Below are 24,811 nucleotides of genomic sequence, written 5' to 3'. Positions count from 1 at the left end.
TACAATTGCAATTCTTTGGAAGGAAGGTTTGATGGGTATTTTTTCACAAATGGAACTTGATTTTGACCTCGAAATTGTTGAGGATTTTATGACCCACTATGGCATCATGTGTGAGTCGATGGAACCCCTCATCATTGGGCTTTCCAAGCAAGGACTGTATGAGGAAAATATTGGCGAATTGTTTCGCATTTTCCATAACATCAAATCCGCAGCAGGGTTTGTGCGCCTTGACCCCATTATCAAACTTGCCTCCTTGGGGGAAGAAGTCGTAGAGGAAGCCAGACTACTCAAAGGCCCCGCCAGTGAAGCGTTTATCGATTGGTTGTTGTTAACAAGCGATCAGTTTGCCTCTTACCGTCAAGATATAGAAAATGACGCTCCCTACTTCTCGATGCTTAACCCTCTTATTATTAAAGTACCTTTTGAATTGGAAAAAAATTGAAACACCTTGTAGCCTATATTACGGCGGGATTCCCCGATGTGCAGTTGAGTATTGATGTGGCGTTAAGCCTGAAAGAGAACGGAGTAGACACCCTCGAGCTTGGGATTCCTTTTTCGGATCCAGTGGCGGACGGTCCTGTGATTGAAGCGGCAAATTTGAAAGCCTTGCAACAGGGCTTCAAGCTTGAGCATTTGTTTGAGATTTCCGCGCAAATAGCACCCAAAATAGACACGATGTGGATGGGGTATTTTAATCCATTCTATCACAAAGGGATGGACTATTTTATCGCCAAGGCAAGACACGCGGGGGTAAATGGATTTATCATCCCTGATTTGCCTCATGAAGAGGCGCAAGGGTACAAAGGTTTGGTTGAGGGTGCAGGGTTGCATTTGATTGATTTTGTTGCGCCAACCCATTCGCGTGAACGCATCGCGATGGTGGCCAAAGAGAGTCAAAAGTTTATTTACCTCGTGGCTTACGCGGGCATCACCGGAAGCGGGGCAGCGGAAGACTTGGCACCTACGATTGAAACCATTCGCAGCGTCACTCAAACGCCTATTTATGTAGGGTTTGGCGTGGATGAAAAAACCGCTAAAGAAAAAGCCAAAGGGGTAGACGGGGTTATTGTGGGAAGTGCCTTTGTGAAGGTGCTTTTGGATGAGGGCTTGACAGGAACACAGAAAGTGAGTAAGATATCGACCCTTGCGCGAACCATTAAGGATGTTATTAATTCTTAGGGTTTTCTGTGGGAGTGACTTGGCTTCGACAGGAGCAGGTTGGCTTTGGTTGCATGCCGCCTTGGATTTGGCGCAAAACAATCCACTAAACTTAAACGCAAACAATACAAATTACGCTCCTGCTTACGCTAAAGCTGCGTAAGTAACCTTTTAGGAGGCCTCGCTCTGCGGATGCTATCTAGGCAGTTTCGGCGAGGTTAACCCCCATAGATAGCTTTGAGATGCGACGTGACCGCGCGCATTTTGAGCCTTAGGTCTTAGTCTGGTGAAGTTTTGGGAACTGTACGACACAAGATGAAATTTAACAGTTCTGCTAAGCATGTAGACGCCGAGGTTAAGTTGTTTTTGGACTGGGGTTCGATTCCCCACACTTCCACCATATATTTTTATTGTAGATTACTATCTGTGCTAGATTTGTATTTTACAGCCCCTCAGAGAAAGCTCTTTTATGGTTTCAGATAGAGACAATAAGCGAGCTTGTTGCCTTGGATAAGATTAAAAATATCCCCTAAAATCACCCTGCTTTAACTCATCCATGCTATGTTTAAGATATTCCATTCTTGCGACAATGTTGTTTGAAAATTCTTCTACAAAAGAGCTGTCTATGGAGTTTAGACTGTGAAGTTTTTTGGACTCTATATGCTTCAATATTTTTGTCTGGATAGTATTAAAAATAGAGATTAAAAGGGTTTCTTTTATGTTGATGGTGTTGCAATGAAGCGCTAAGTCGTAAGCGGAAATTTTCATCATTTCAAACTGATCTCCAATTGCCATAGCCAAATCATGGTCATACTCTTCATAAAGTGTAATGTTTGCAATATCGTAAAACGGCGTAAGCTGGAGCTTCCCTGATGTGTTGATGAAAAAAGAGATGTTTTTTCCGTGAGCATCGCTATTGCCTAAGCACAGATTGACGAGTTTCCACGTGATTAAAGAGTGAAGGTAGAGCGCCGGGACTACCATATGATTTTGTGCGCCAAATAGCTTTTGGAGGGTGACGCCTTGCCTGATATCTTGCACATCTCTTCCCTTGCCAAAATTCCGCTCGTATTTGTAACTTGGCGGCATAGAAAGAAGTTGGCAACCATCAATCAAATGTAGCTTGTTTACCTGTTTTCCCGAATCTTTAATTTCTCGGTCAAATCGCTCAATGAAAAGAACAGGTTCTTCGCTGAAATAACGAATTTGAGCCTTGTTAACCATGAGTCCTGCTGCCTTTGCAAGCTCAAGTGATAAAAACTCGTTCCATACTAAATTGTCATTATTGCCAAATTTTAAAATATGTGTCGAAGCTAGATCTCCTTCGCCAAAACCAAACTCGCCATCAATGATTGCAACAGGTAATTTTTCCTGCACTCCAGACAAAGATAGTCTTACTTTTCCATCCCAAACGGTAATGGGGGTCTTTTTTCTATCTAAAATTCTTTGGGTTAGCTCTGCTTGGCTTACTTTTCTAAAAGTTGTTGCAATGGCACTTTCTGTACCAAAAGAGAGGGCCCCAGATGTTTCTTTTCCTATAGCTCTTAACAGTCCGAAGTGATTGGCTTTGCTGATTTGACACAATTGGCTTAGTTTTTCTAACCCCTCACCTTCTGGCAAAAGGTTTACGATAAAATTTTTAACATCTTTTGACGTAAAGTTTCCAGATAAAGGCAAGGCGGGAGATATGGGAAAACCACTCTCTTTCCAGTCATTAGAGTAAGAAAGTGAAAAATTTTCAGCATCATCTGCCTCTAAGCGGCCAATTACTCTGTTTTGATAAAAGATGTGTAAAAAATTATTCATTTAATCCTCTATTGTAAATTGGATTTTAATGCCAAGATTTGCCGCTACTTTTAACGCATTATTAAGACCAGTAAGTGCATTGCCTTTTTCAATTTTTGCAAGTGTTTGCGTGTTGATATTGCACAATTGTGCTGCCATTTGTTGTGTGAGTCCAAGAGAAGTTCGTCTTGAAACAATCAGCTTCCCAAAATCTTCTGAAGTTTTCAATACGGTCTCTTTTGGTGGGTTTCTCTGCTTAACAATTCTCATGCCATGCTCCAATAACCACACTTTAATGTGTTTTTTGAAATTGTACATTAATTGCAAATTAAAAACAACACTATTGCGTAGTTAATAGAGAATAAATGCAAAAAGTATCAATAAACATACTATAGTGTATTTATTGATACAGAGATTTGACTTCGAGGTGTCTAATAAACTTTTATTCCCCTATTAATAGGGGAATAAATAGCCAGTGCCATCCCTCGACTTCCACCATTTTTTAGGGTTTGTGGTCAAATTCTGGCACAATTTCTTTGAGTTTTTTTACCTTTTCTTTACATGTAAGAAGGGCTTCAATATCCCCGTTGAGTTTTTCGATGGGGTAGTGGGTTTGGCTTGCGACGGTGATGGACTCGTATTGGGTGGAGGTTTCAGAACCTTCGATGAGCAGTTCTTCGTACAGTTTTTCTCCAGGTCTAAGCCCAGTAAACGTGATGTCCACTTCTTTTTTTCCACTTAATTCAACCATCTTTTTTGCCAAATCGACAATCTTGACAGGCTCGCCCATGTCGAGGATGAAAATCTCACCCCCCTTGCCAATGCTCGCCGCTTGAAGCACTAAGAGACAGGCTTCGGGGATGAGCATGAAGTAGCGGGTGATGTCTGGGTGTGTCACGGTGATGGGCCCACCTGCGGCGATCTGAGCTTTGAACTTGGGAATGACACTGCCACTTGAGCCTAGGACGTTGCCAAAACGTACCGCAACGATTTCAGTGTTTTGAGGGGTGTTGATGTTTTGGGCGTAGAGTTCGCAGATGCGCTTGGTGGCCCCCATGACATTGGTGGGGCGCACGGCTTTGTCGGTGGAGATAATGACGCATTTTTGGGCGTTGTGCGCGATGGCGCAGTCGATGACGTTTTTGGTGCCTAGGATGTTGTTGCGGATGGCTTCGGTGATGTTTTCTTCTACTAAGGGGACGTGTTTGTACGCTGCAGCATGAATGACGATGTCGGGCCGATGGGTTTGGAAAGTTTGGGCAAGAAGGTCAAGGTTAATGACTGACTGCATGACCAACGTGGGTTTGTACTCACACAGTGCTTCGGCAATGGCGTAGAGATTGTACTCACTGTGATCAAGCAAGATGAGCTTGCTTGCGCCGTATTTGGCGCATTGGCGGCTGATTTCACTGCCGATGCTTCCTCCGGCTCCTGTGATGAGTACTTTTTTGTTTTTGATAAATTGTTCGATGGCTAGGCTATCTAAGTCTTTGGGGCGTCTGGCCAAAAGGTCTTCAACGGAGATGTCTTTAAGTTGGGTGGCAAAGTTTTTGTCTTGAAGGATTTCTTCCAAAGAAGGTAAGATTTTAACTGTATGAAAATAGGGAGAAAGTTCAGTGTAAATCTTTTTAGTGCGCTCTTTTGGGGCGGAGGGCATGGCAATGACAAGCAAGTCCAACTTGGTGTTGCCTAAGCGTTTTTTGAGTTTTTTGGGTGAGAGGATACGAATGCTGTCGATGGAACGTTTGTGTAAAATGGGGTCATCGTCCACAAAATATTTCACTTTAAATTCACTCCCTCGGTACTCTTCTTCCAGTTTCATGCCCGCTTTCCCTGCGCCAAAAATGACAACGTTTTTTGTCTTTGTTACCTTGTTTTTGTTGACCAAATAACTGTAGAGGTACATGGCAAAATTGATGCTAAAGAGGTAAAAGAAGAGTTCTGACGCCAAAAGGGCGATGGGAATCTTGGTGTATAACAGCGGCATATACACCGCAAAAGCAGCCAAATAGACAACGCTTTTAAGTAAAAAGGTTAATTGCGAAGCGCGCGACCAACTCAGAGAATAGTCTTTAAAAATGAGTAAAGAAGCCAAAAAACGCGCGCCGATGACAAGCGCAACACCTTGCCAGTGAAAAGGTTTGTGAAAAATGAGAAACGTCCACCAAAAGGTCCCCAAAGAGAGAAGAATGATGACCAAAAAATTTAAAATACGTTTATCAATTCCTAGCATGAAACAAACCTTTTTCGTTTTTCTACAAAGACCAACACAAGCCCAAGTAATACAAGGCTACATGTAAAGCTTGCCCAAAGGGGCAAGAAGAGGATCATGCCTAGCAAAAGCACATTTACCACCATGCCCCCAAGCACCACGTGGTCGTGTCTCCAGCCCGCTTGCACGAGGCGTTGGTAGGCGTGTTTTTTGTGGGCTTGAGAGAGTTTTTCCTTTTGTAAAAAACGTCGCAAAAGCGTTAGCGTGGCGTCGGCCCAAAACAGCCCAAAGAGGACAATCCACACCCACAAGTTGCTGCTTTCAAGGGTGGCGTAGTAGAGCGTAAAAATAGCCACATTATAGCCCAAAAGTGTGCTGCCCACGTCACCCATAAAAATCTTGGCTTTGTGCCAATTCCAAACCAAAAAGCCCAAAATGCACACCGCTAAAAGCCCAAAGTGTGCGCCACCAAACAGCATAAGTCCCGCAAGCCCAAGAAAAATCCCCTCGCTTCCCGCGTAGCCGTCGATGCCGTCTAGGAAGTTATAAAGGTTGATGTACCACAAGATGAGCAAGAGGGCAAAAAGCGTGGTAAGCAGAGGGCTTGAAATGTCTAAAAAGCCTAGAGCAAGCGTGTGAAACCCGCCAAGGCTAAAGAGTCCGCCAAGGGCGACGAGCACTTGAACCCCAAGGCGAATGCGAGGTTTAAGTTCGATTAAGTCGTCTAAAAAACTCACTCCGCACAAGAGCACCCCCCATAACAGTGCGAAAAAAAGAGGAGAGGCAATTTGCCCGTACATGTAAAGATACCCAAGTCCCGCAAACCATGTGAGTGCGATAGCAACGCCACCGCCATGGGGCGTGGGGGTTGTGTGAGAACTGCGCGCGTTAACTTCGGCTAAGAGGGATTTTTTGAGGGCGTAGTGGCGGACAAGGTAGGTGAGTCCAAAGGCAGCTAAAAATGCAATGAAGTAAAGCAAGCAGACCCTTTTATGAAGTGTTGTGGCGTATTATAACAAGAAGAAACTCAAAAATAAGTAAGCGCCAAAGCCTACAATTGCGGGCTTTGTAGTAATTATAATTACATAAAATAATGCAGAAATTAATTAAACATTAAAGCCATTCAAAGTGCAGAAGGTGTAAAATTCAATTTTTAAATTTCATTTTTACATGTAAAGGAGTGTTGATTGGCAAATGAAGAAGCGGTGCTAAAAATCTTGCGCCTCACAGACAAAGTTGTCACGCAAAAATCCATTGCTGATGAGATTGGCTACTCAGTTGGCAAGGTTAATTACATCCTCAAAGCCCTCACCCTCAAAGGCCTCATTAAAGTTGAAAACTTTGCCAACTCTACCCAAAAGAAAAACTACAAATACCTCCTCACTAAAGAAGGCATCGAAGAAAAAATCAAGCTAACGGAGAAGTTTATCGCCCGCAAAAAATGCGAGTATGAAGAGTTACAAAGGGAGTTGGAAAAAATGAAGGGGCGGCAATGACTAATATCATCCTCTGTGGCGGTTCTGGGACAAGACTTTGGCCTCTTAGTCGCACACTCATGCCTAAACAATTCATCAAACTTTTTGATAAAAAATCCCTCTTTCAGCTCACTTTAGAGCGCAATATTAGTATCTGTGAGCGTTTGTTGATTGTCTCCAGCACGGAGCAATATTTTCTTGCCCTTGATCAACTTGAGGAAAATGCAACATTTAAAACCCATGATTCGACTTTTCTGCTAGAGCCAACACCGCGCAACACCGCCCCTGCTATTGCGCTAGCTTGCATGGCGTTAGAAAAAGAGGAGCTTGTGCTAGTAACACCAAGCGACCATCTCATTAAAGACGAGAGAGAATACCAAAAGGCGATCCAAAAAGCACAATCCCTTGCGCGCGAGGGGAACCTTGTCACCTTTGGCATTACGCCAACCTTTGCTGAAACTGGCTTTGGATACATCGAGGCAGAAGGCTTACATGTAAAGGCATTTCATGAAAAACCTGATGTTGATACCGCTAAAAAATACCTAAAAGCGGGAAACTACTACTGGAATAGCGGCATGTTTTTGTTTAAAGCAGGTGTATTTTTGGAAGAACTCCAAGTCCATTCGCCTGAAATATACGCTACATGTAAAGCCGCGTTTGAGCATAAAACCACGCAACATTCAACAATAAGAATCCAGCATTCTCTCATGGAGGCCATTCCTTCTGATAGCATCGATTACGCAGTGATGGAAAAAAGCAAAAAAGTTAAAGTTGTTCCAAGTGATATTGGTTGGAGCGATGTGGGGAGTTTTGATAGCCTTTACGAAACACTGCCTAAAGACAGCAATGGAAACACTCAAAACCCTCGGCACATCGCTATTGACTCTAAAAACAACCTTATCTACGGCGCAGAGCGTGCCATCGCCACGGTGGGCATGGAGGAGTGTATCATCGTCGATACGGGAGATGCGCTGCTTGTATCCAAACGTGGAAGCTCGCAAGAGGTTAAAAAAGTCGTCCAAGAACTAAATGCACAACACTCAACTCTTGGCGCTACGCATCTTACAGGGTACCGACCATGGGGGAGTTACACCGTGCTAGAAGATTCGCCTGGCTATAAAATCAAACGCATAGAGGTGAAGCCTGGCAAACGCCTCAGCCTTCAGAAACACTTTCACCGCAACGAGCACTGGATAGTCGTGAGCGGATGTGCTACTGTGAAGGTCGAGGAGGAAACGTTTATTCTTAACCCTAACGAATCCACCTACATCAAAGCTGGCCAAATCCACCGACTAGAAAACCAAGGAAAATTACCACTTGTCATCATCGAAGCCCAAGTGGGTGAATACACAGGCGAAGATGACATCGTGCGGCTCGAAGATGACTACCAAAGGGAGCAAAACTAACATGACACAGCAAAAAGTAGCGTTAATCACTGGCATTACGGGGCAAGATGGCTCGTATCTCGCAGAATTCTTACTCAAAAAAGGCTACATCGTTCACGGCATCAAACGCCGTGCCTCGCTTTTTAACACGGACCGTATTGACCATCTTTACCAAGACCCCCACGTGGAAAACCGCAATCTCATTTTGCATTATGGCGACATGACCGACTCCATGAACCTCACACGCATCATCCAAGAAACCCAACCCGATGAAATCTACAACCTTGCGGCCATGAGCCATGTACATGTAAGCTTTGAAACCCCCGAGTACGTGGCCAATGCCGATGGCACAGGAACCCTGCGCATCCTCGAAGCCGTGCGACTCTTGGGTTTAGAGAAAAAAACAAAAATCTACCAAGCTTCCACGAGTGAGCTCTACGGAAAAGTCCAAGAAACACCCCAACGTGAAACCACACCGTTTTATCCACGCTCTCCTTACGCGGTGGCGAAGATGTATGCCTACTGGATTACCGTCAATTACCGCGAGGCGTACGGGATGTTTGCGTGCAATGGGATTTTATTTAATCACGAAAGCCCTGTGCGTGGGGAAACCTTTGTAACGCGCAAGATCACTCGCGCGGCTAGCAAAATAGCCCTAGGTCTTCAGGATAAACTCTATCTGGGCAACCTTGACGCCAAGCGCGACTGGGGCCATGCGAAAGACTATGTCAAAATGATGTGGATGATTTTGCAAACAAAGGAGCCTGAAGACTGGGTTATTGCCACGGGACAAACTACCACTGTTAGAGACTTTGTAAAGATGAGCTTTGACTACTGTGGGATAACGCTTAGATTTGAGGGCGTGGGTGTTGAAGAAAAAGGGATCATCGACGCTATAAATGAAAATAGAACAAAAGAACTAAACCTTAACACTACACACTTAACACTTAGCGCTACAGTCGTCGAGGTCGACCCACGCTATTTCCGCCCAACAGAAGTAGACTTACTCCTAGGCGACCCAACCAAAGCCGAGCAAAAACTAGGCTGGAAGCGTGAATATAACCTGCAAAATCTTGTAGAAGACATGATGGCAAGTGACTTGAAACTCATGACAAAAGACGTCTACCTCAAAGAGGGTGGCTACAAGACGATGAGCTATTATGAGTAGTTTTGATAAAATAAAATAAAAAGGACAGATGATGCATACATTTCAAATCAATGTTCAGGACAAATTAGTTGACAAGGTGTTGAAATACTTGAGTAGTTTTCCAAAGAATGAAATAGAGATACTTGAAAAACAAACTACCCAAGAAGACTGGTCGTATCTTGAAAAAGAGATTGATAAAGGCTTGAGTTCTGGCATGAGTGGTAAATCGCATGAAGATATTATGTCTGAAATAAAAAGAAAATATGCATAGTGTCAGATACTCCAATCAAGCTCAGCTAGATATCAATGAAGCCATTGAACACATAGCATCCCAAAGTGCACAAAATGCCCTAGAGTATTTACGTGGATATGAAGAAAAGATAGGGCTATTACGCCTAAATCCACATATGGGCATAGAGTGTAAAAATAAACTTATCAAAAGAGAGTGTAGAGTTTTAGTCCATGAGAGTCATATAGTGATTTATAAAATATTGGACGATACAGAAGAAGTTTATTTGATTAGAATCTTTCATGGTTCGACTGACTATGCAAATAAATTGAATCAAGAGAATGATAAATGAACAAAACATCTAAAATCTACCTAGCAGGACACCGTGGATTGGTTGGAAGTGCCATTTTAAAAACCCTTACATGTAAAGGCTACAGCAACATTATCACCCGCACCCACGGGGAGCTTGATTTGACAGACCAAGAAGCAGTCCGCGCGTTTTTTGAGGCAGAAAAACCCGAGTACGTTTTCCTTGCTGCTGCCAAAGTAGGTGGCATCGTCGCGAACAACACGTACCGAGCCGATTTTATCTATGAAAATCTTCAGATTCAAAACAATGTCATCCACCAAAGCTACGTGCATGGTGTTAAAAAACTACTCTTTTTGGGCTCTACATGTATCTACCCCAAAAACGCCCCACAACCCATGAAAGAAGATTCCCTGCTTACAAGCGAACTCGAATACACCAACGAACCCTATGCTATCGCCAAGATAGCGGGCATCAAGATGTGTGAGAGTTACAACCTCCAGTACGGCACGAACTTCATCTCCGTCATGCCTACTAATCTCTACGGCCCAAACGACAACTTTGACCTTGAAACCTCTCACGTACTCCCCGCACTCATGCGAAAAATGCACGAAGCCAAAGAGCAAAACGCCCCAAGCGTTGAAATCTGGGGAAGCGGCACACCACGGCGTGAATTCCTCTACTCTGAAGACATGGCCGATGCATGCGTGTTTGTGATGGAAAAAGTGGACTTTAAAGACCTCTATGGCTCTACATGTAAAGAGGTGCGCAACACCCACATTAACATCGGTACGGGCGAGGATGTGTCCATCAAAGCGTTGGCTGAGCTTATCAAAAAGAGCGTTGGGTTTAAAGGCGAGTTGGTATTTAACACCCAAAAACCCGACGGCACTCTAATAAAACGTACCGACCCCTCAAAACTACACGCGCTTGGGTGGAAACACAACGTTGAGTTAGAAGAGGGTGTGCGTAGGGTGTATGGGTGGTATGTGGGGCAGCGCCAGTAACTATGACCAAGCGGCAACTCATCCAAAAACTAACCGACATCGAATGGGAAGACTTTGAAGTCAAGCTTGCCAAAGGCGGTGTGCCAAAGAGTGGATGGGAAAGTGTGAGTAGCGACAGAAGGGCAACCAAAGAAGAGATAGATACCATGTCCCGCAACCAGTCGCTTGGCACGAAAACTTCTAAAACAATCGACGACTTCGGTGTTGATACCTTCTCGCCTATCAAGTCAAGGGTGAGAATTTTTAACGACAAAGTCCAAAACAAAAGTATGCAACATCTAGAAGCAAGGCATAAAGAAAAGGCACAAGGAGTCGCTTTTTAAAGCCTCCAAAGAACAAAAAGTGTAAAATTCAATTTTTAAAAATACAAGGAATACTTATGAAACTCGCCATCATCGGACTAGGTTATGTCGGCCTTCCCCTTGCACATGCCTTTGCTGGCAAATACGAAGTCATCGGTTTTGACATTAGCCAAAAACGCATTGATGAACTGAGTCATGGTATGGACACCACCAAGGAGCTAACCCCTGAGCAACTCAAAGCGGTCTTACCTGCGCACAATAAAAGCTTGGGTAAAAATGCTTTACATGTAAGCACTAATATCGAAGACATCAAAGACTGCACCGTGTACATCATCACGGTTCCTACGCCCATCGACACGCACAAACGCCCCGACCTTACGCCACTCATCAAGGCGAGTGAAACCGTGGGTAAAGTCCTCAAGCCAAACGACATCGTCATCTACGAGTCTACCGTATATCCGGGTGCTACGGAGGAAGAGTGCGTGCCTGTGCTTGAAAAGGTTTCGGGGCTTGTCTTTAACCAAGACTTTTTTTGTGGCTACTCGCCTGAGCGCATTAATCCGGGTGACAAAGAGCACACGGTCACGAAGATTCTCAAAGTCACCAGCGGCTCTACGCCAGAAGTCGCCCAAAAAGTAGATGCGCTTTACAAAAGTGTCATCACCGCAGGCACGTACTTGGCTTCATCTATCAAAGTAGCCGAAGCGGCCAAAGTCATCGAAAACACTCAGCGCGACATCAACATTGCCTTTGTGAATGAACTGGCCATCATCTTTAACAAGCTTGGCATTGACACCCGCGAAGTGCTCAAAGCCGCAGGCACGAAGTGGAACTTTCTACCCTTTAAGCCAGGCCTTGTGGGTGGGCATTGCATCGGCGTGGACCCTTACTATCTCACCCACAAAGCCCAAGCTGTGGGCTACAACCCTGAAATCATCCTAGCGGGCCGCAGGCTCAATGACAACATGGGCATCTACGTGGCCAATCAAGTCATCAAGCTGATGATCAAAAAAGGGCACAAGATAGAAGGCAGTAAGGTCTTAGTCCTTGGCATCACTTTTAAAGAAAACTGCCCCGACATTAGAAACTCTAGAGTGATTGACGTCATTAAGGAATTGCAAGAGTTTGGGTGTGAGGTAGATGTGTATGATCCGTGGGCGGATGCAAAAGAGGTGAAACGTGAGTATAATCTTGACTTAGTTCAACATTCAACATTCAGCATTCAACATTATGATGCAATCATTCTAGCCGTAGCGCACGAGGAATTTAAATCCTTGGAGCTAAAAACGGAAGATAATGTGGTGTATGATATCAAGGGTGTGTTAGCTCGAACGGATGGGCGGTTGTAGTAAATGACTGATATTTATAAAAAAATCTGGACTCTCTTAACTTCGCACGAAAAAAAGCGTGCCTTGCTTTTGCTTTTTCTCATGATACTCATGGCATTTTTAGAAGTCCTTGGTGTAGGGTCTATCATGCCTTTTCTCTCAGTGTTAGGAAATCCAGAGTCTATAGAGACCAACTCGTATCTAAACGCAGTTTACACCTCTTTGAACTTCAAAAGCAAAGACAGCTTTTTGATGGTATTAGGAATTTTTGCACTCGTGATGCTACTCATCAGCGCCGTTGTGCGCAGCGTCACTAGCTATGCTAAGTTTCGCTTTTTAAACATGCGCCGCCATAGCATCGGGCAAAAGCTTCTTAGAAAATACCTGCATCAGCCTTATGGCTTCTTTCTCTCTCGCAACAGTAGTGACATTGGCAAAGTCATTTTATCTGAAACCGATGTAGTCATAAATCAGGCCATATTGCCTTCTTTGAATCTCACTACCTATGCCATACTTGTCATAGCACTTGTTGGGTTTTTGGTGTTAGTTGACCCTGTGCTTGCATTTATATTGGCAGGTCTTTTTGGTGGGTTTTATGTGCTCATGTACGCTACAGTCCGCAAGTACCTTGGTCGCATCGGTCAAAAACGCGCCAAGGCAAATGCACAGCGCTTTAAGATTACCTCCGAGACAATAGGCGGCATCAAAGACCTTAAGGTATTAGGAAGAGAAAAGGTATATTTGGATAGTTTCAATGCACCTTCTTATGCATTCTCACACTACAACGCTACCAATCAAACATTGGGCGAGATACCGCAGTATCTTGTAGAAGTCATTGCCTTTGGGGCTTTGCTGGCTATGGCCATGTATGCTTTAGCGAGTGACGGCGCAGACATAGGCGTGCTACTGCCAGTGCTTGGCCTCTATGCACTGGGCGCGCTCAAGCTCAAGCCTGCTGTACAAATTATATACAAATCCATGACCGCTATAAAGTTTGGCGTCGCTGCCATAGACAATATACTCGAAGATTTGAGCACTTCTAACGATTGTATCACCATTGCAAACGACCACAGTCGCCTAAGACTACAAAACGAACTAAAACTAGAAAATATTTCTTTCATCTACCCCGGCACCACCACCCCTGCACTCAATAATATAGATATAGTCATCGCGGCCAATACCACTGTAGGTATCATAGGCACTACTGGGGCTGGGAAAAGTACTTTGGTGGATGTGGTATTGGGACTACTAAATCCAACAAATGGCAAAATCATGGTTGATAATCACGAGCTTGCCAACAACAACATCCGCCAGTGGCAAAACGCCATTGGCTATGTGTCTCAGAGCATCTTTCTGGCAGATGACACCATCGTGAGCAACATTGCCTTCGGGGTTGACAAAGAGAAAATAGACAAAGTTCAAGTAGAAAAAGTGGCCAAGATGGCCCAAGTGCACGAGTTTGTCTCGCGACTAGACCATGGGTACGATACCATCATTGGCGAGCGAGGCGTGCGGCTTTCCGGTGGGCAAAGACAGCGACTTGGCATTGCTCGTGCACTTTATCATGAGCCAGAACTCCTTGTGTTAGATGAAGCCACAAGTGCACTAGACAACCAAACCGAAGCAGAAGTCATGAAAGCTATCGACAACATGAGTGGCACTAAAACAATTATTATGATAGCTCACAGGCTTAGTACGGTAGAACGTTGTAGTAAAATTATCACTTTAGAAAATGGCAGAATAGTCAATGTGAAAGAAAAGGATGAAGCTTGATGGATATTCTAACCCTCATAGGCAGAACACAAGCACTTTTTACAGAAGACATCAAACAAGATGAGTCTGACTTAAGAAAAATCGTCTCTTCTTCCTCCTTTCTTGTTCTTGGTGGGGCTGGAAGTATAGGCCAAGCTGTAACCAAGGAGATATTTAAACGCAATCCTAGAAAACTTCATGTTGTTGACATTTCGGAAAACAACATGGTGGAGTTGGTGCGGGACATTCGTAGTTCTTTTGGCTACATTGACGGGGATTTTCAGACATTTGCTCTTGATGTTGGGAGTGTGGAATACGATGCGTTTATCGAAGCGGACGGGAAGTACGACTATGTGCTAAACCTCTCAGCTCTTAAACATGTGCGTAGCGAAAAAGACCCTTTTACGCTCATGCGGATGATAGAAACCAATATTTTCAATACCGACAAAACACTGCGCCAGTCCATCAAAAAAGGTGTCAAAAAATACTTTTGCGTGAGCACGGACAAGGCGGCAAATCCTGTAAACATGATGGGTGCGAGTAAGCGCATCATGGAGATGTTTGCCATGCGAAGGTCTAAAGACATCACTATCTCAATGGCGCGTTTTGCCAATGTGGCTTTTAGCGATGGTTCGCTGCTTCATGGGTTTAATCAACGGCTAGAAAAACGCCAGCCTATTGTGGCACCTAATGACATCAAGCGGTATTTTGTGACGCCACAAGAGAGTGGTGAGCTGTGCTTGATGAGCTGTATTTTTGGGGAAAATAGAGACATTTTTTTCCCAAAATTAAGCGAACATTTACACCTGATTACCTTTGCGGATATTGCGGTAAAATACCTCAAAGCAAAAGGTTTTGAACCTTTTACATGTAAAGATGAAGATGAAGCCAGAGAACTGGCCAGCACGCTTCCAGAAAAAGGAAAATGGCCCTGTCTTTTCACGCCTAGTGACACCACGGGCGAAAAGGACTTCGAAGAATTTTTTACTGAAAAAGAAGCACTGGACATGGAGCGATTTGTAAACCTAGGCGTCATTAAAAACGAAACCGTATTTGATGAGACGAAGTTAAATGCTTTTGAAAATACAATCAAACACTACAAGCAAAATCTTGCGTGGACAAAGGAAGAAATCGTGCAAGAGTTTTTCAAGCTTATTCCCGATTTTGCGCACAAAGAGACGGGTAAATACCTTGATGGAAAAATGTAATGCTGCGCATTGTTGAGTTTATCAAGCACGCATTTAGCACCAATAATTTCATCCCTTTGCACGAACCACGTTTTATGGGTAACGAAAAGCAATACCTGAATGATTGCATCGACTCCACCTTTGTTTCAAGCGTTGGGGCGTATGTGGAGCGGTTTGAAAAAGAATTTGCCTCTTACGTGGGCAGCAAGTATGCCGTGGCGACAGTAAATGGCACAGCGGCTTTACATGCAAGCTTGCTCTTGTCGGGTGTAGAGAAAGGTGATGAAGTCATCACGCAACCACTCAGTTTTATCGCTACATGTAACGCCATAGCGTACTGCGGAGCGAGCCCTGTCTTTGTAGATGTGGACATGGATACCCTTGGCATGAGTCCCGAATCGCTCGATAAATTTTTGAAAGAAAACTGCACATTAAAGAACAATCAATGCATCAACAAAGCCACTGGAAAAACCACCAAGGCGTGCGTTCCCATGCACACCTTTGGGCATCCGTGTCGGATAGACGCCATCAAAGAAATTTGTGATACATGGAAGATTTCTCTTGTTGAAGATGCCGCTGAAAGCTTAGGAAGCTATTATAAAAACAAACATACAGGAACCTTTGGACAGCTTGGCACCTTTTCTTTTAACGGCAATAAAATCATCACTAGCGGCGGCGGCGGCGTCATCGTCACTGATGATGAAGTTTTAGCAAAAAAAGCCAAACACCTCACCACGACAGCTAAGCTCCCGCACCGATGGGAGTTCGTTCATGATGAGTCGGGCTACAACTACCGCATGCCAAACCTCAATGCTGCGCTGTTGGTAGCACAACTTGAGCAATTAGAGGCATTTTTGGAAAACAAGAGAAATTTAGCGCTAGCTTACGAGGAGTTTTTTCTTACATGTAAAGATGCGCAATTTGTCAAAGAGCCAAAAGATAGCCAGTCAAACTACTGGCTTAATGCGGTGATTTTAAAGGACAAGGCACAGCGTGATGCTTTTTTACAATTCACCAACGACCAAGGCGTGATGACCCGCCCCATTTGGAAACTCATGAATGAGCTGGTTATGTTTGAAAATTGTCAATGCACAGAGCTAAAAAATGCAAAATATCTTGAAGAGCGGGTTGTGAATATCCCAAGTAGCGTGAGGCTTCCAGTATGAGTGATTTAGTTAAATACAACGACGGTGAAATTGAGCTTGAAATCTCCATTCAAAGCGATACTGTTTGGTTGAGTCAAATTCAAATATCAGAACTTTTTGAAACAAGCACTGATAATGTCAGTTTGCACTTAAAAAATATATATAAAGAGCAAGAATTGGACGAAATTGTAACTACCGAGGATTTCTCGGTAGTTCGCCAAGAGGGTGCTAGAAAAGTAAAAAGAACTATCAAGCACTATAATTTAGACGCCATTATAAGTGTGGGCTACAGGGTAAGTTCTCATAAAGCTACCAGGTTTCGCCAGTGGGCAACTGATTCGATGTTGAATTTTAAATGTTTAATTTTGAATGATGGTAAAGCGGCATGAAGCAGGAGAATATCATTTTAGATAAATCATTTGCTTTTGCTGTAAGGATTGTAAAACTTTACAAGTACCTTTGTGATGAAAAAAAAGAATATGTCTTGTCAAAGCAACTTCTAAGAAGTGGTACATCAATAGGAGCAAATATAAACGAAGCCCAAGCAGGACAAAGTAAAGCTGACTTTATATCAAAGATGAGCATAGCAAGTAAAGAAGCAAGAGAGACAAAATACTGGATAGACTTACTGGCCAAAACCGATTATTTAAATACTAACGACAATCATGTGGCATCATTGGTTTTAGATATTGAAGAAATTATCAAACTTCTAACAAGCATAGTAAAATCATCAAGGCCGACAAATGAATAACAAAGAATTCAAAATTCAAAATTCAAAATTAAACATTATCTTAATCGGCGGCGGGGGGCACTGCAAGTCAGTTGTCGATGTCATCGAGCAACAAAACATTTACACCATCTTAGGCATCATAGACACCAAAGAAAACATCGGCAAGAAAGTATTGGGCTATGATGTCATAGGCTGCGATGATGACTTAAAACAGTTTGTTTCTACATGCAACTATGCGCTCATCACTGTAGGTCACATCACATCAAACGCTTTGCGCGTTAGGTTGTTTAATCTTGCCAAAGAGGTTGGTTTTACACTCCCTGTTATTATTTCACCCTTGGCGTATGTATCTAAACACGCCAAACTAGAAGAAGGAACAGTAGTGATGCACCACGCGCTAGTCAACGCCAGCGCAAGTGTGGGTAAAAACTGTATCATCAATTCAAAAGCCCTCGTAGAGCACGATGTGCACATAGAAGAACACTGCCACATCAGCACAGGCGCTATCATCAACGGTGGTGTACATGTAAAGGCAAATACTTTCTACGGAAGCAACGCTACATGTAAAGAGTATGTCACTATAGATGGTTTTATCAAAGCGGGGAGTATAGTAAAATGAGAAAAGTTTTCATCATAGCCGAAGCGGGGGTAAACCACAATGGAAGTTTAGAGCTTGCCAAAAAGCTCATCGATGTAGCAGCAGAAGCTGGGGCGGATGCGGTGAAATTTCAAACCTTTAAGGCCGATAAGCTTGCGTCCAAAAATGCGCAAAAAGCGGAGTACCAAAAAGACACGACAAGTAAAAATGAGTCCCAATACGACATGCTCAAAAAGCTTGAGCTTAATGTTGATATTCACAAAGAACTCATAGCATACTGCAAGGAAAAAAACATCATGTTTCTTTCCACCCCTTTTGACCATGACAGCATAGAGCTTTTGAGCGACTTGGGTCTTGATATATTTAAAATCCCAAGTGGTGAGATTACTAATCTTCCCTATCTAAAATACCTAGGAAAACTGGGCAAAAAAGTCATCCTTTCATCTGGTATGGCGGACATGGGAGAGATAGAAGATGCGCTAGACATCCTCACAAGTGCTGGCACGAAAAAAGAAAACATCACCGTACTTCATGCCAACACGCAGTACCCCACTCCCATGGAAGATGTCAACTTAAAAGCTATGGTGACTATCGGTACTACTTTTGATGTGGCGTACGGCTACAGTGACCATACTCTAGGCATAGAGGTGGATATAGCGGCAGTGGCATTGGGGGCGAGCTGCATAGAAAAACACTTCACACTTGATAAAACGATGGAAGGCCCAGACCACAAAGCGAGCCTAGAACCAGATGAGCTAAAGGCCATGGTGAAAGCCATCCGCAATATAGAGCTAGCACTAGGAAGTAGCATAAAAAAACCTAGCAAAAGTGAAATGCCAAACAAGGCAATAGTTAGAAAAAGTATAGTGGCAAAAAAAGCCATCAAAAAAGGCGACATCTTAAGCGAAGGAAATATCACCATCAAGCGCCCAGGAAATGGTATAAGTCCTATGCGATGGGATGAGATTATGGGAACTGTTGCGCTCAAAGATTATAAAGAAGATGAGTTGATATGAAACGAAAAATTTGTGTAGTTACAGGTACTAGAGCGGAATACGGGTTGCTCTATTGGCTTATGAGGGAGATAGAATCTGACCGTGAATTGGAGCTTCAAATCATAGCCACAGGGATGCATCTAAGCCCTGAGTTTGGTTTAACGTATAAAGAAATAGAAAAAGAGTTTACATGTAGCAAAAAAATTGAGATGCTTTTGTCTTCTGACACGCCTATTGGCATTTCAAAGTCAATGGGATTGGCTCAAATATCTTTTGCGGAAGCCTACGAAGAGCTAAGGCCTGACGTGGTTGTTGTCTTGGGAGATAGATACGAAATCTTTAGCGCCGCAAGCGCTGCGATGATAGCGCGCGTTCCCATAGCCCATCTGCACGGTGGCGAAGCCACTGAGGGATTAATCGATGAGCCAATTCGCCATAGCATCACCAAAATGAGCCATTTGCATTTTGTGGCAACAGAAGAGTACAGAAATAGAGTTATTCAGCTTGGAGAACATCCGAGCAGAGTGTTTAATGTAGGCGGTATGGGGATTGAGAATATCAAAAGATTAAATCTTCTTACATGCAAAGAGTTTGAAAAGTCTATTGATTTTAAACTTAATAAAAAAAATATCCTAGTCACTTTTCATCCTGTGACTTTGGAAAATGCAACCGCCAAAGACCAATTTCAAGAGTTGCTCGATGCTATTGATGAGTTGCAAGACACAAACACCATTTTTACAAAAGCAAATAGCGACACCGACGGCAGGATTATAAACCAAATGATAGATGAGTATGTAGCAAAAAATTCTGATAAATCAGTAGGATTTACCTCTTTAGGGCAGCTAAAATACCTAAGTGCTTTACAACTTGTAGATGCTGTAGTGGGCAATAGCTCTAGTGGACTAGCCGAAACTCCTAGTTTTAAAATTGGAACAATAAACATAGGGGATAGGCAAAAAGGTCGCATAAAGGCTGCCAGTGTAATTGACTGTGGGCCAAATAAAAGCTCAATCCAACAAGCTTTTGCGAAGCTATATTCACAAGAATTTCAAGAAATTCTAAAAACTACTAAAAATCCTTATGGCGATGGATGTGCTAGTAAAAAAATAGTTGAGGTTTTAAAAACTGTAGATTTGGGAAATATTTTGAAAAAATCTTTTTATGACTTAAAGGTTAATGTGTGAAAATTTTATTCATAGGAACGGTTGAGCTTTCATATAAAGCTTTGAATAGGCTAATTGAATTAAAAGCAGAAGTAGTTGGAGTTTGTGCAAAAGCAAAATCAACCTTTAATAGTGATTTTGCAGACTTAACGCCTCTGTGCAAAGAAAATAAAATACCTTATAAATGTATAGATGATATTAATTCAAGAGAAAATATTGAGTGGGTTAAGACCTTGAGTCCTGACATCATTTTTTGCTTTGGCTGGTCAAGTTTAATAAAAAAAGAGTTGTTGACTTTAGCGCCTATGGGTGTAGTTGGCTATCATCCTGCCGCATTGCCACAAAATAGAGGAAGGCATCCACTTGTTTGGGCTCTGGCTTTAGGGCTTAAAAAAAGTGCTTCAACTTTCTTTTTTATGCAAGAAGGCGCTGACGATGGGGATATTTTATCTCAAGAAGAGTTTGAAATCTCATATGAAGATGATGCGAAAAGTTTGTATAGTAAAATTTCAAATATAGCATTAAATCAAATAAAAGATTTTTTGCCAAAACTTCAAAAAAATAGCTTTAAAAGGGTGAGGCAAAATCACGACAAAGCTAATGTTTGGAGAAAAAGAGGAAAAGCTGACGGAAAAATTGACTTTAGAATGACATCAAATGCAATCTATAATCTTGTTCGTGCATTGACAAAACCTTATATTGGAGCACATATTGAATACAATGGACAAGATGTATCTGTTTGGAAAGTTGAGGAGATAGAATTTGATAAAGATAATATTGAATTTGGAAAAGTTTTAGAAAATAGCAATAAGGCAATTATTGTAAAAACCTATGATAAAGCAATAAAAATTATTGAACATGATTTTAAAGAACTACCAAAAGTTGGGGAGTATCTATGAATAACAAAGTCTTAATAGTTGCTGTTCACCCAGATGATGAAACTTTGGGATGCGGAGGAACCTTGCTAAAACATAAAGCAAGCGGGGATGAAATTCATTGGCTTATTTGTACGACGCTAAGCAAAGACCACAATTACTATACACAAAGAGAAAAAGAACTAAGCTTTGTCGGTGCCATGTATGGCTTTGATAGTGTGCATAATCTACGTCTAAAAACAATGCAAGTTGACGAATATTCTATGAGTGAGCTTATTGGTGCTATTTCTAAAGTAATCAATGAGGTGCAACCAAATACTATCTATCTTCCTTTTAAAGGTGATGTTCATAGTGATCATAGAAAAATATTTGAAGTGAGTTATAGCTGTACAAAATCATTCCGTTATCCTTTTATCAAAAAAATTTATATGATGGAAACTTTGAGCGAAACAGAATTTGCGCCAAGCATTAAAGAAGAGGGTTTCGTGCCAAATGTATTTGTAGATATAAGTGATTTTTTTGAAAAAAAGATAGAGATTATGAAAGTTTTTAAAAGCGAAATAGCCGAACATCCCTTTCCAAGAAGTGAACGAAACATAAGAGCGCTGGCAACTTTTAGGGGCGCCACATGTGGATGCGAATATGCTGAGAGTTTTGTTCTTTTGAAAGAGGTGAAATGAAAAACATAGACAATATAAAGATCAATAAAAACGCAACCATAAAAGAAGCTTTAGAGATTATAGACAAAGCAGCTATGCAAATCGCCTTGATCGTGGACGATGACGATAGGCTAATAGGCACTTTGACCGATGGAGATATAAGGCGGGGGCTGCTCAAAGGGCTTACTCTGGATAGTTCTATTGAGAGCATCACCTTTACGACCCCGACCATCGCCACCATTAGCGACACCAAAGAAGAGATTTTGAAGATAGCACTTGCCAAAAAACTGCATCAGATACCCATCGTAGATGAAAATGGCAAGATAGTTGGTATTCAGGAAATAGAAGAACTCATCAAGCCAAGGCAAAAAACAAATAAAGTTGTACTAATGGTAGGAGGACTTGGCACGCGCTTGCGACCGCTCACAGACAACACCCCAAAACCCATGCTCAAAGTGGGCAACAAGCCGATTCTCCAGACCATCATAGAAAAATTTGCAGAGTATGGCTATGCTAACATCGTGATGTGTGTGAACTACAAATCACACGTGATACAAGAGTATTTTGGAGATGGTGGCGAGTTTGGTGTTAGCATAGAGTATGTTTTTGAAGAGCAAAGAATGGGCACAGCAGGAGCGTTGAGTCTCTTACATGTAAAGCCAACAGAACCGTTTTTTGTCATGAATGGAGATCTGCTGACTAACGTAAACTTTGAGCACCTACACGACTACCATCTGGCAAACAATGCCACGGGAACCATGTGTGTGCGAGAATACGACTTTCAAGTACCTTATGGGGTTGTGCATGTAAAGAACAGCAAAATACTCTCAATAGAAGAAAAACCCACCCATAAGTTTTTTGTAAGTGCTGGGATATACATGCTCTCACCCGAAGTGCTTGAACTTATCCCGCAAAATAAATTTTACGACATGCCTACGCTTTTTGACAAGATTATAAGTGACAATAAAAATGCTATCTCGTTTCCGCTTAGAGAGTATTGGCTGGACATCGGGCGGATAGAAGAGTACAAAAAGGCCAATGATGAGTATGGTGAGGTGTTTTAATGTATAAAAATAAAACTTTTTTAGCGATTATTCCAGCGCGTGGCGGAAGCAAAAGATTGCCTAGAAAAAATATACTTGTTTTATGTGGGAAGCCTCTTGTCGTTTGGAGTGTGGAAGCTGGACTAAAAAGCAACTATATTGATAGAGTGGTAGTAAGTAGTGATGATGATGAGATTTTAGAGATATCAAAGCAGCATGGAGCAGAGACTATCAAGAGGCCCGATGGGCTTGCAAGTGACACGGCCGGCAGTTTTGATGTCATAGAGCATGCTGTAAATAATTTTGAAAAGTATGATTATATAGTGTTGCTGCAGCCTACAAGTCCATTGAGGAATGCAAGACATATTGATGAAGCCATAGGACTACTTGAAGAAAAAAATGCTGACGCCATTATAAGTGTAGCAGAAATGGACCATAGCCCACTTTGGGCCAACACACTACCAAACGATGGAAGCATGAAAGGTTTTTTAAGAGATGAGGTTTTAAGTAAACGAAGTCAAGACTTGGAAAAGTTTTTTAGGCTGAATGGCGCTATTTATATATGTAAAACAGATAAGCTTTTAGAAGAAAAAAGTTTTTTTCTAAAAGAAAATATCTTTGCTTACAAGATGGATAGAAAAAGCTCTGTTGATATTGACGAAGAGATTGATTTTGAGATGGCTAAATACATTAAGGAGCATTCTTGAGAGAAATAACATTTATGGGAAGGTATCCATTGCAATTTGCGTCATTGGTGCCATATATAGAAGAGTGCCTTAGAAGAAATTATAAGATTTACTTTTGTGTTTCCAAAAGCGTTCTAAGTGCTTTTCCTGATTTAATTTCAAAAGGAGAAACTATCTTTCTGGAAGAAATTGAAAAAAAGCACTATATTGCAATAAAGACACACTCGTTTTTAAATAGGACATGCAATTTTCTTTTTAGCAAGGGAGCATGTAAGGGACTCCTTTTTTTATACAAAACAATTTTTAGTTTTCTTGTAAAAAATCCACTTAAAAGCAAAAAAATTGTTTATGTTACAAAAATACACTTGTCTTGGCTCCTTGTACACAAGGAGCTTGATGTTTATACGTTTATTGGAAGTTGGGACCATCCCTCTTTGGACAAGGCATCGGGCCATAAGTCTAAATTTGTTTTTGGCTGGAACGAAACTTTACTGTGTGACTGGAAGAGATTTAACCATGATGTAAATTATGGCATATCTTTTCCAATGCCATTTCGCTATATTTTTGAGAGTAGGAAAAAGCCTCTGAAAAAGGATAATGTTTTTATAGTTATGTATGCATTCACATTTTCAGAAACAGCCCCAAGAGGTCTTTTTAAGGAAGAATGCGAGTTTGTTACTTTGTTGTGCACAGCACTTAAGGAAATGGGTCTAAAGCTGTTAATTAAGCCAAAACCTAACCAGAAACCAGAAATGTTTAATCTATTTCGATGCTATGATAATGTTGAAATATGTTCATTTAATACACATGGAGAAAAAGAAAATCTTTTATTGGCTGAAAGTTATAATGAAACAAGGATTAAAGAAATGCTTATGGCGGATTTAGTTATTAACCTTGGGACGACATTTGCTATTGATGCAGCCCTTTTTGGACTTCCCGTTATGCAGATTAAAATTAATTCTCAAAATAAGTTTTCAACGCTTGCCAAGCAACTTAATAATGCTTACCATATTAATCATTATTTATTGTATGACAGAAAAAAATATTACTTAATTAGCGATGGCGAAGAAGCAAAAAAAGAGATTTATGATTGCTTTTCCAACAAGGAGCATTTGCTCGAAGTGTGTAATTCTTTCTCGCAAGATATTCGTTCATTGTTTTATCCGGCTGAGTCATTGGGGGAAAATGTAAAAAAAGTGGTAGATAAAATTGTCAAAGATTAGATTTATAGAAGTAGGAAATAAATGAAAAGAAAAACATATATAGACATTGATACAAATAGACTAGTTGTTATAGAAAAAAATGCCACATCTGAATACTGGGATAAAAAATGGTCTGAAGGAATAGTTGGTGACCCAGGAATGCGATTGAGTAAAATATATCCTCAAATAACACAAAAATATCTCAATAGCAGAACAAAGATTTTAGAAGGTGGGTGTGGACTTTGCGGTAAAGTTATAGCTCTTCAAAATGCTGGATTTGATGTTGTTGGGGTTGATTATGCTGAAGAGACTGTAAATAGAGTGCTAGAAAAATATCCAAATCTAAACTTGGAAGTTGCAGATGTGATGAATTTGCCTTTTTTGGATGATAGTTTTGATGGATATTGGTCTTTTGGTGTAATAGAGCATTTTTGGTCTGGG

General features: G+C 41.8%; 28 protein-coding genes and 1 other RNA gene. 25 read left to right on the top strand and 4 right to left on the bottom strand.

The genetic code is table 11. The features are described from left to right. The first annotated feature begins 31 nt into the window (after positions 1–31). From JWV37_RS05520 to ssrA, 3 genes are all read left to right on the top strand, one after another. A complete protein-coding gene (locus JWV37_RS05520) occupies positions 32–442 on the top strand; it encodes an Hpt domain-containing protein (RefSeq protein WP_205458780.1) in 411 nt (136 codons plus the stop codon). Then, positions 439–1,179: a tryptophan synthase subunit alpha gene (gene trpA / locus JWV37_RS05515; protein WP_205458779.1), complete on the top strand. Its 741-nt coding sequence runs from the start codon at positions 439–441 to the stop codon at positions 1,177–1,179. The genes JWV37_RS05520 and trpA overlap by 4 nt, the downstream gene beginning before the upstream one ends. Before the next feature lie 10 nt (positions 1,180–1,189). Next, positions 1,190–1,558: a transfer-messenger RNA gene (gene ssrA, locus JWV37_RS05510) on the top strand. A gap of 116 nt (positions 1,559–1,674) precedes the next feature. Here the strand turns inward: ssrA and JWV37_RS05505 are convergent. The 4 genes from JWV37_RS05505 to JWV37_RS05490 form a co-directional block, all read right to left on the bottom strand. Continuing rightward, positions 1,675–2,964 (bottom strand): HipA domain-containing protein, encoded by a 1,290-nt coding sequence (locus JWV37_RS05505; protein WP_205458778.1) that lies wholly within the window; start codon positions 2,962–2,964, stop codon positions 1,675–1,677. After that, on the bottom strand, positions 2,965–3,171 hold the full coding sequence (locus tag JWV37_RS05500) for a helix-turn-helix domain-containing protein (RefSeq protein WP_205458777.1): 207 nt from the start codon (positions 3,169–3,171) through the stop codon (positions 2,965–2,967). A gap of 274 nt (positions 3,172–3,445) precedes the next feature. Further along, positions 3,446–5,176 (bottom strand): polysaccharide biosynthesis protein, encoded by a 1,731-nt coding sequence (locus JWV37_RS05495; protein ID WP_205458776.1) that lies wholly within the window; start codon positions 5,174–5,176, stop codon positions 3,446–3,448. Continuing rightward, on the bottom strand, positions 5,170–6,135 hold the full coding sequence (locus JWV37_RS05490) for an MraY family glycosyltransferase (RefSeq protein ID WP_205458775.1): 966 nt from the start codon (positions 6,133–6,135) through the stop codon (positions 5,170–5,172). The genes JWV37_RS05495 and JWV37_RS05490 overlap by 7 nt, the downstream gene beginning before the upstream one ends. A gap of 207 nt (positions 6,136–6,342) precedes the next feature. Here JWV37_RS05490 and JWV37_RS05485 point away from each other — a divergent pair, with 207 nt between their 5' ends. The 22 genes from JWV37_RS05485 to JWV37_RS05380 all read left to right on the top strand — a co-directional run. Continuing rightward, entirely contained in the window at positions 6,343–6,651 is a 309-nt protein-coding gene (locus tag JWV37_RS05485) for a MarR family EPS-associated transcriptional regulator (protein WP_205458774.1), read from the top strand. Further along, complete coding sequence (locus JWV37_RS05480; protein ID WP_205458773.1) at positions 6,648–8,036, top strand: mannose-1-phosphate guanylyltransferase/mannose-6-phosphate isomerase; 1,389 nt, start codon at positions 6,648–6,650, stop codon at positions 8,034–8,036. The genes JWV37_RS05485 and JWV37_RS05480 overlap by 4 nt, the downstream gene beginning before the upstream one ends. A 1-nt stretch (position 8,037) precedes the next feature. Then, positions 8,038–9,183, top strand: a complete 1,146-nt coding sequence (gmd, locus tag JWV37_RS05475; RefSeq protein WP_205458772.1) for a GDP-mannose 4,6-dehydratase — start codon at positions 8,038–8,040, stop codon at positions 9,181–9,183. A gap of 31 nt (positions 9,184–9,214) precedes the next feature. Next, positions 9,215–9,433 carry a hypothetical protein gene (locus JWV37_RS05470; RefSeq protein ID WP_205458771.1) on the top strand — a complete coding sequence of 73 codons (219 nt, stop codon included), beginning with the start codon at positions 9,215–9,217 and terminating at the stop codon, positions 9,431–9,433. Continuing rightward, positions 9,426–9,743, top strand: a complete 318-nt coding sequence (locus tag JWV37_RS05465) for a type II toxin-antitoxin system RelE/ParE family toxin (protein ID WP_205458770.1) — start codon at positions 9,426–9,428, stop codon at positions 9,741–9,743. Before JWV37_RS05470 ends, JWV37_RS05465 begins: the two co-directional genes overlap by 8 nt. Next, a complete protein-coding gene (locus JWV37_RS05460; protein WP_205458769.1) occupies positions 9,740–10,705 on the top strand; it encodes a GDP-L-fucose synthase family protein in 966 nt (321 codons plus the stop codon). The genes JWV37_RS05465 and JWV37_RS05460 overlap by 4 nt, the downstream gene beginning before the upstream one ends. Beyond that, complete coding sequence (locus tag JWV37_RS05455) at positions 10,681–11,028, top strand: hypothetical protein (protein WP_205458768.1); 348 nt, start codon at positions 10,681–10,683, stop codon at positions 11,026–11,028. Before JWV37_RS05460 ends, JWV37_RS05455 begins: the two co-directional genes overlap by 25 nt. A gap of 56 nt (positions 11,029–11,084) precedes the next feature. Further along, complete coding sequence (tviB, locus tag JWV37_RS05450; protein ID WP_240332046.1) at positions 11,085–12,356, top strand: Vi polysaccharide biosynthesis UDP-N-acetylglucosamine C-6 dehydrogenase TviB; 1,272 nt, start codon at positions 11,085–11,087, stop codon at positions 12,354–12,356. A 3-nt stretch (positions 12,357–12,359) separates the two neighbouring features. After that, on the top strand, positions 12,360–14,108 hold the full coding sequence (locus JWV37_RS05445) for an ABC transporter ATP-binding protein (RefSeq protein ID WP_205458767.1): 1,749 nt from the start codon (positions 12,360–12,362) through the stop codon (positions 14,106–14,108). Then, the gene (locus tag JWV37_RS05440; protein ID WP_205458766.1) at positions 14,105–15,295 is read left to right on the top strand and encodes a UDP-N-acetylglucosamine 4,6-dehydratase; all 1,191 of its coding nucleotides are present in this window, start codon (positions 14,105–14,107) and stop codon (positions 15,293–15,295) included. Before JWV37_RS05445 ends, JWV37_RS05440 begins: the two co-directional genes overlap by 4 nt. After that, positions 15,295–16,440: a LegC family aminotransferase gene (locus JWV37_RS05435; protein ID WP_205458765.1), complete on the top strand. Its 1,146-nt coding sequence runs from the start codon at positions 15,295–15,297 to the stop codon at positions 16,438–16,440. The genes JWV37_RS05440 and JWV37_RS05435 overlap by 1 nt, the downstream gene beginning before the upstream one ends. After that, positions 16,437–16,808 carry a virulence RhuM family protein gene (locus JWV37_RS05430; RefSeq protein WP_205458764.1) on the top strand — a complete coding sequence of 124 codons (372 nt, stop codon included), beginning with the start codon at positions 16,437–16,439 and terminating at the stop codon, positions 16,806–16,808. The genes JWV37_RS05435 and JWV37_RS05430 overlap by 4 nt, the downstream gene beginning before the upstream one ends. After that, a complete protein-coding gene (locus JWV37_RS05425) occupies positions 16,805–17,170 on the top strand; it encodes a four helix bundle protein (RefSeq protein WP_205458763.1) in 366 nt (121 codons plus the stop codon). The genes JWV37_RS05430 and JWV37_RS05425 overlap by 4 nt, the downstream gene beginning before the upstream one ends. Next, positions 17,163–17,768 carry a NeuD/PglB/VioB family sugar acetyltransferase gene (locus JWV37_RS05420; protein ID WP_205458762.1) on the top strand — a complete coding sequence of 202 codons (606 nt, stop codon included), beginning with the start codon at positions 17,163–17,165 and terminating at the stop codon, positions 17,766–17,768. The genes JWV37_RS05425 and JWV37_RS05420 overlap by 8 nt, the downstream gene beginning before the upstream one ends. Continuing rightward, positions 17,765–18,763 (top strand): N-acetylneuraminate synthase, encoded by a 999-nt coding sequence (gene neuB, locus JWV37_RS05415; protein WP_205458761.1) that lies wholly within the window; start codon positions 17,765–17,767, stop codon positions 18,761–18,763. The genes JWV37_RS05420 and neuB overlap by 4 nt, the downstream gene beginning before the upstream one ends. Further along, positions 18,760–19,926 (top strand): UDP-N-acetylglucosamine 2-epimerase, encoded by a 1,167-nt coding sequence (neuC, locus tag JWV37_RS05410; RefSeq protein WP_205458760.1) that lies wholly within the window; start codon positions 18,760–18,762, stop codon positions 19,924–19,926. The genes neuB and neuC overlap by 4 nt, the downstream gene beginning before the upstream one ends. Continuing rightward, the gene (locus JWV37_RS05405) at positions 19,923–20,804 is read left to right on the top strand and encodes a formyltransferase family protein (RefSeq protein ID WP_205458759.1); all 882 of its coding nucleotides are present in this window, start codon (positions 19,923–19,925) and stop codon (positions 20,802–20,804) included. Before neuC ends, JWV37_RS05405 begins: the two co-directional genes overlap by 4 nt. Continuing rightward, the gene (locus tag JWV37_RS05400) at positions 20,801–21,460 is read left to right on the top strand and encodes a PIG-L deacetylase family protein (protein ID WP_205458758.1); all 660 of its coding nucleotides are present in this window, start codon (positions 20,801–20,803) and stop codon (positions 21,458–21,460) included. Before JWV37_RS05405 ends, JWV37_RS05400 begins: the two co-directional genes overlap by 4 nt. Further along, entirely contained in the window at positions 21,457–22,503 is a 1,047-nt protein-coding gene (locus JWV37_RS05395) for a nucleotidyltransferase family protein (RefSeq protein ID WP_205458757.1), read from the top strand. The genes JWV37_RS05400 and JWV37_RS05395 overlap by 4 nt, the downstream gene beginning before the upstream one ends. Further along, positions 22,503–23,189, top strand: a complete 687-nt coding sequence (locus tag JWV37_RS05390) for an acylneuraminate cytidylyltransferase family protein (RefSeq protein ID WP_205458756.1) — start codon at positions 22,503–22,505, stop codon at positions 23,187–23,189. Before JWV37_RS05395 ends, JWV37_RS05390 begins: the two co-directional genes overlap by 1 nt. Beyond that, positions 23,186–24,391, top strand: a complete 1,206-nt coding sequence (locus JWV37_RS05385; RefSeq protein ID WP_205458755.1) for a hypothetical protein — start codon at positions 23,186–23,188, stop codon at positions 24,389–24,391. The genes JWV37_RS05390 and JWV37_RS05385 overlap by 4 nt, the downstream gene beginning before the upstream one ends. A gap of 21 nt (positions 24,392–24,412) precedes the next feature. Beyond that, the coding region (locus JWV37_RS05380) for a class I SAM-dependent methyltransferase (RefSeq protein WP_205458754.1) at positions 24,413–24,811 on the top strand (399 nt) is incomplete at its 3' end.

This window comes from Sulfurospirillum tamanense (assembly GCF_016937535.1).
Taxonomy (GTDB): Bacteria; Campylobacterota; Campylobacteria; order Campylobacterales; family Campylobacteraceae; genus Sulfurospirillum_B; species Sulfurospirillum_B tamanense.
This window is presented reverse-complemented; position numbering and strand designations above follow the sequence as displayed.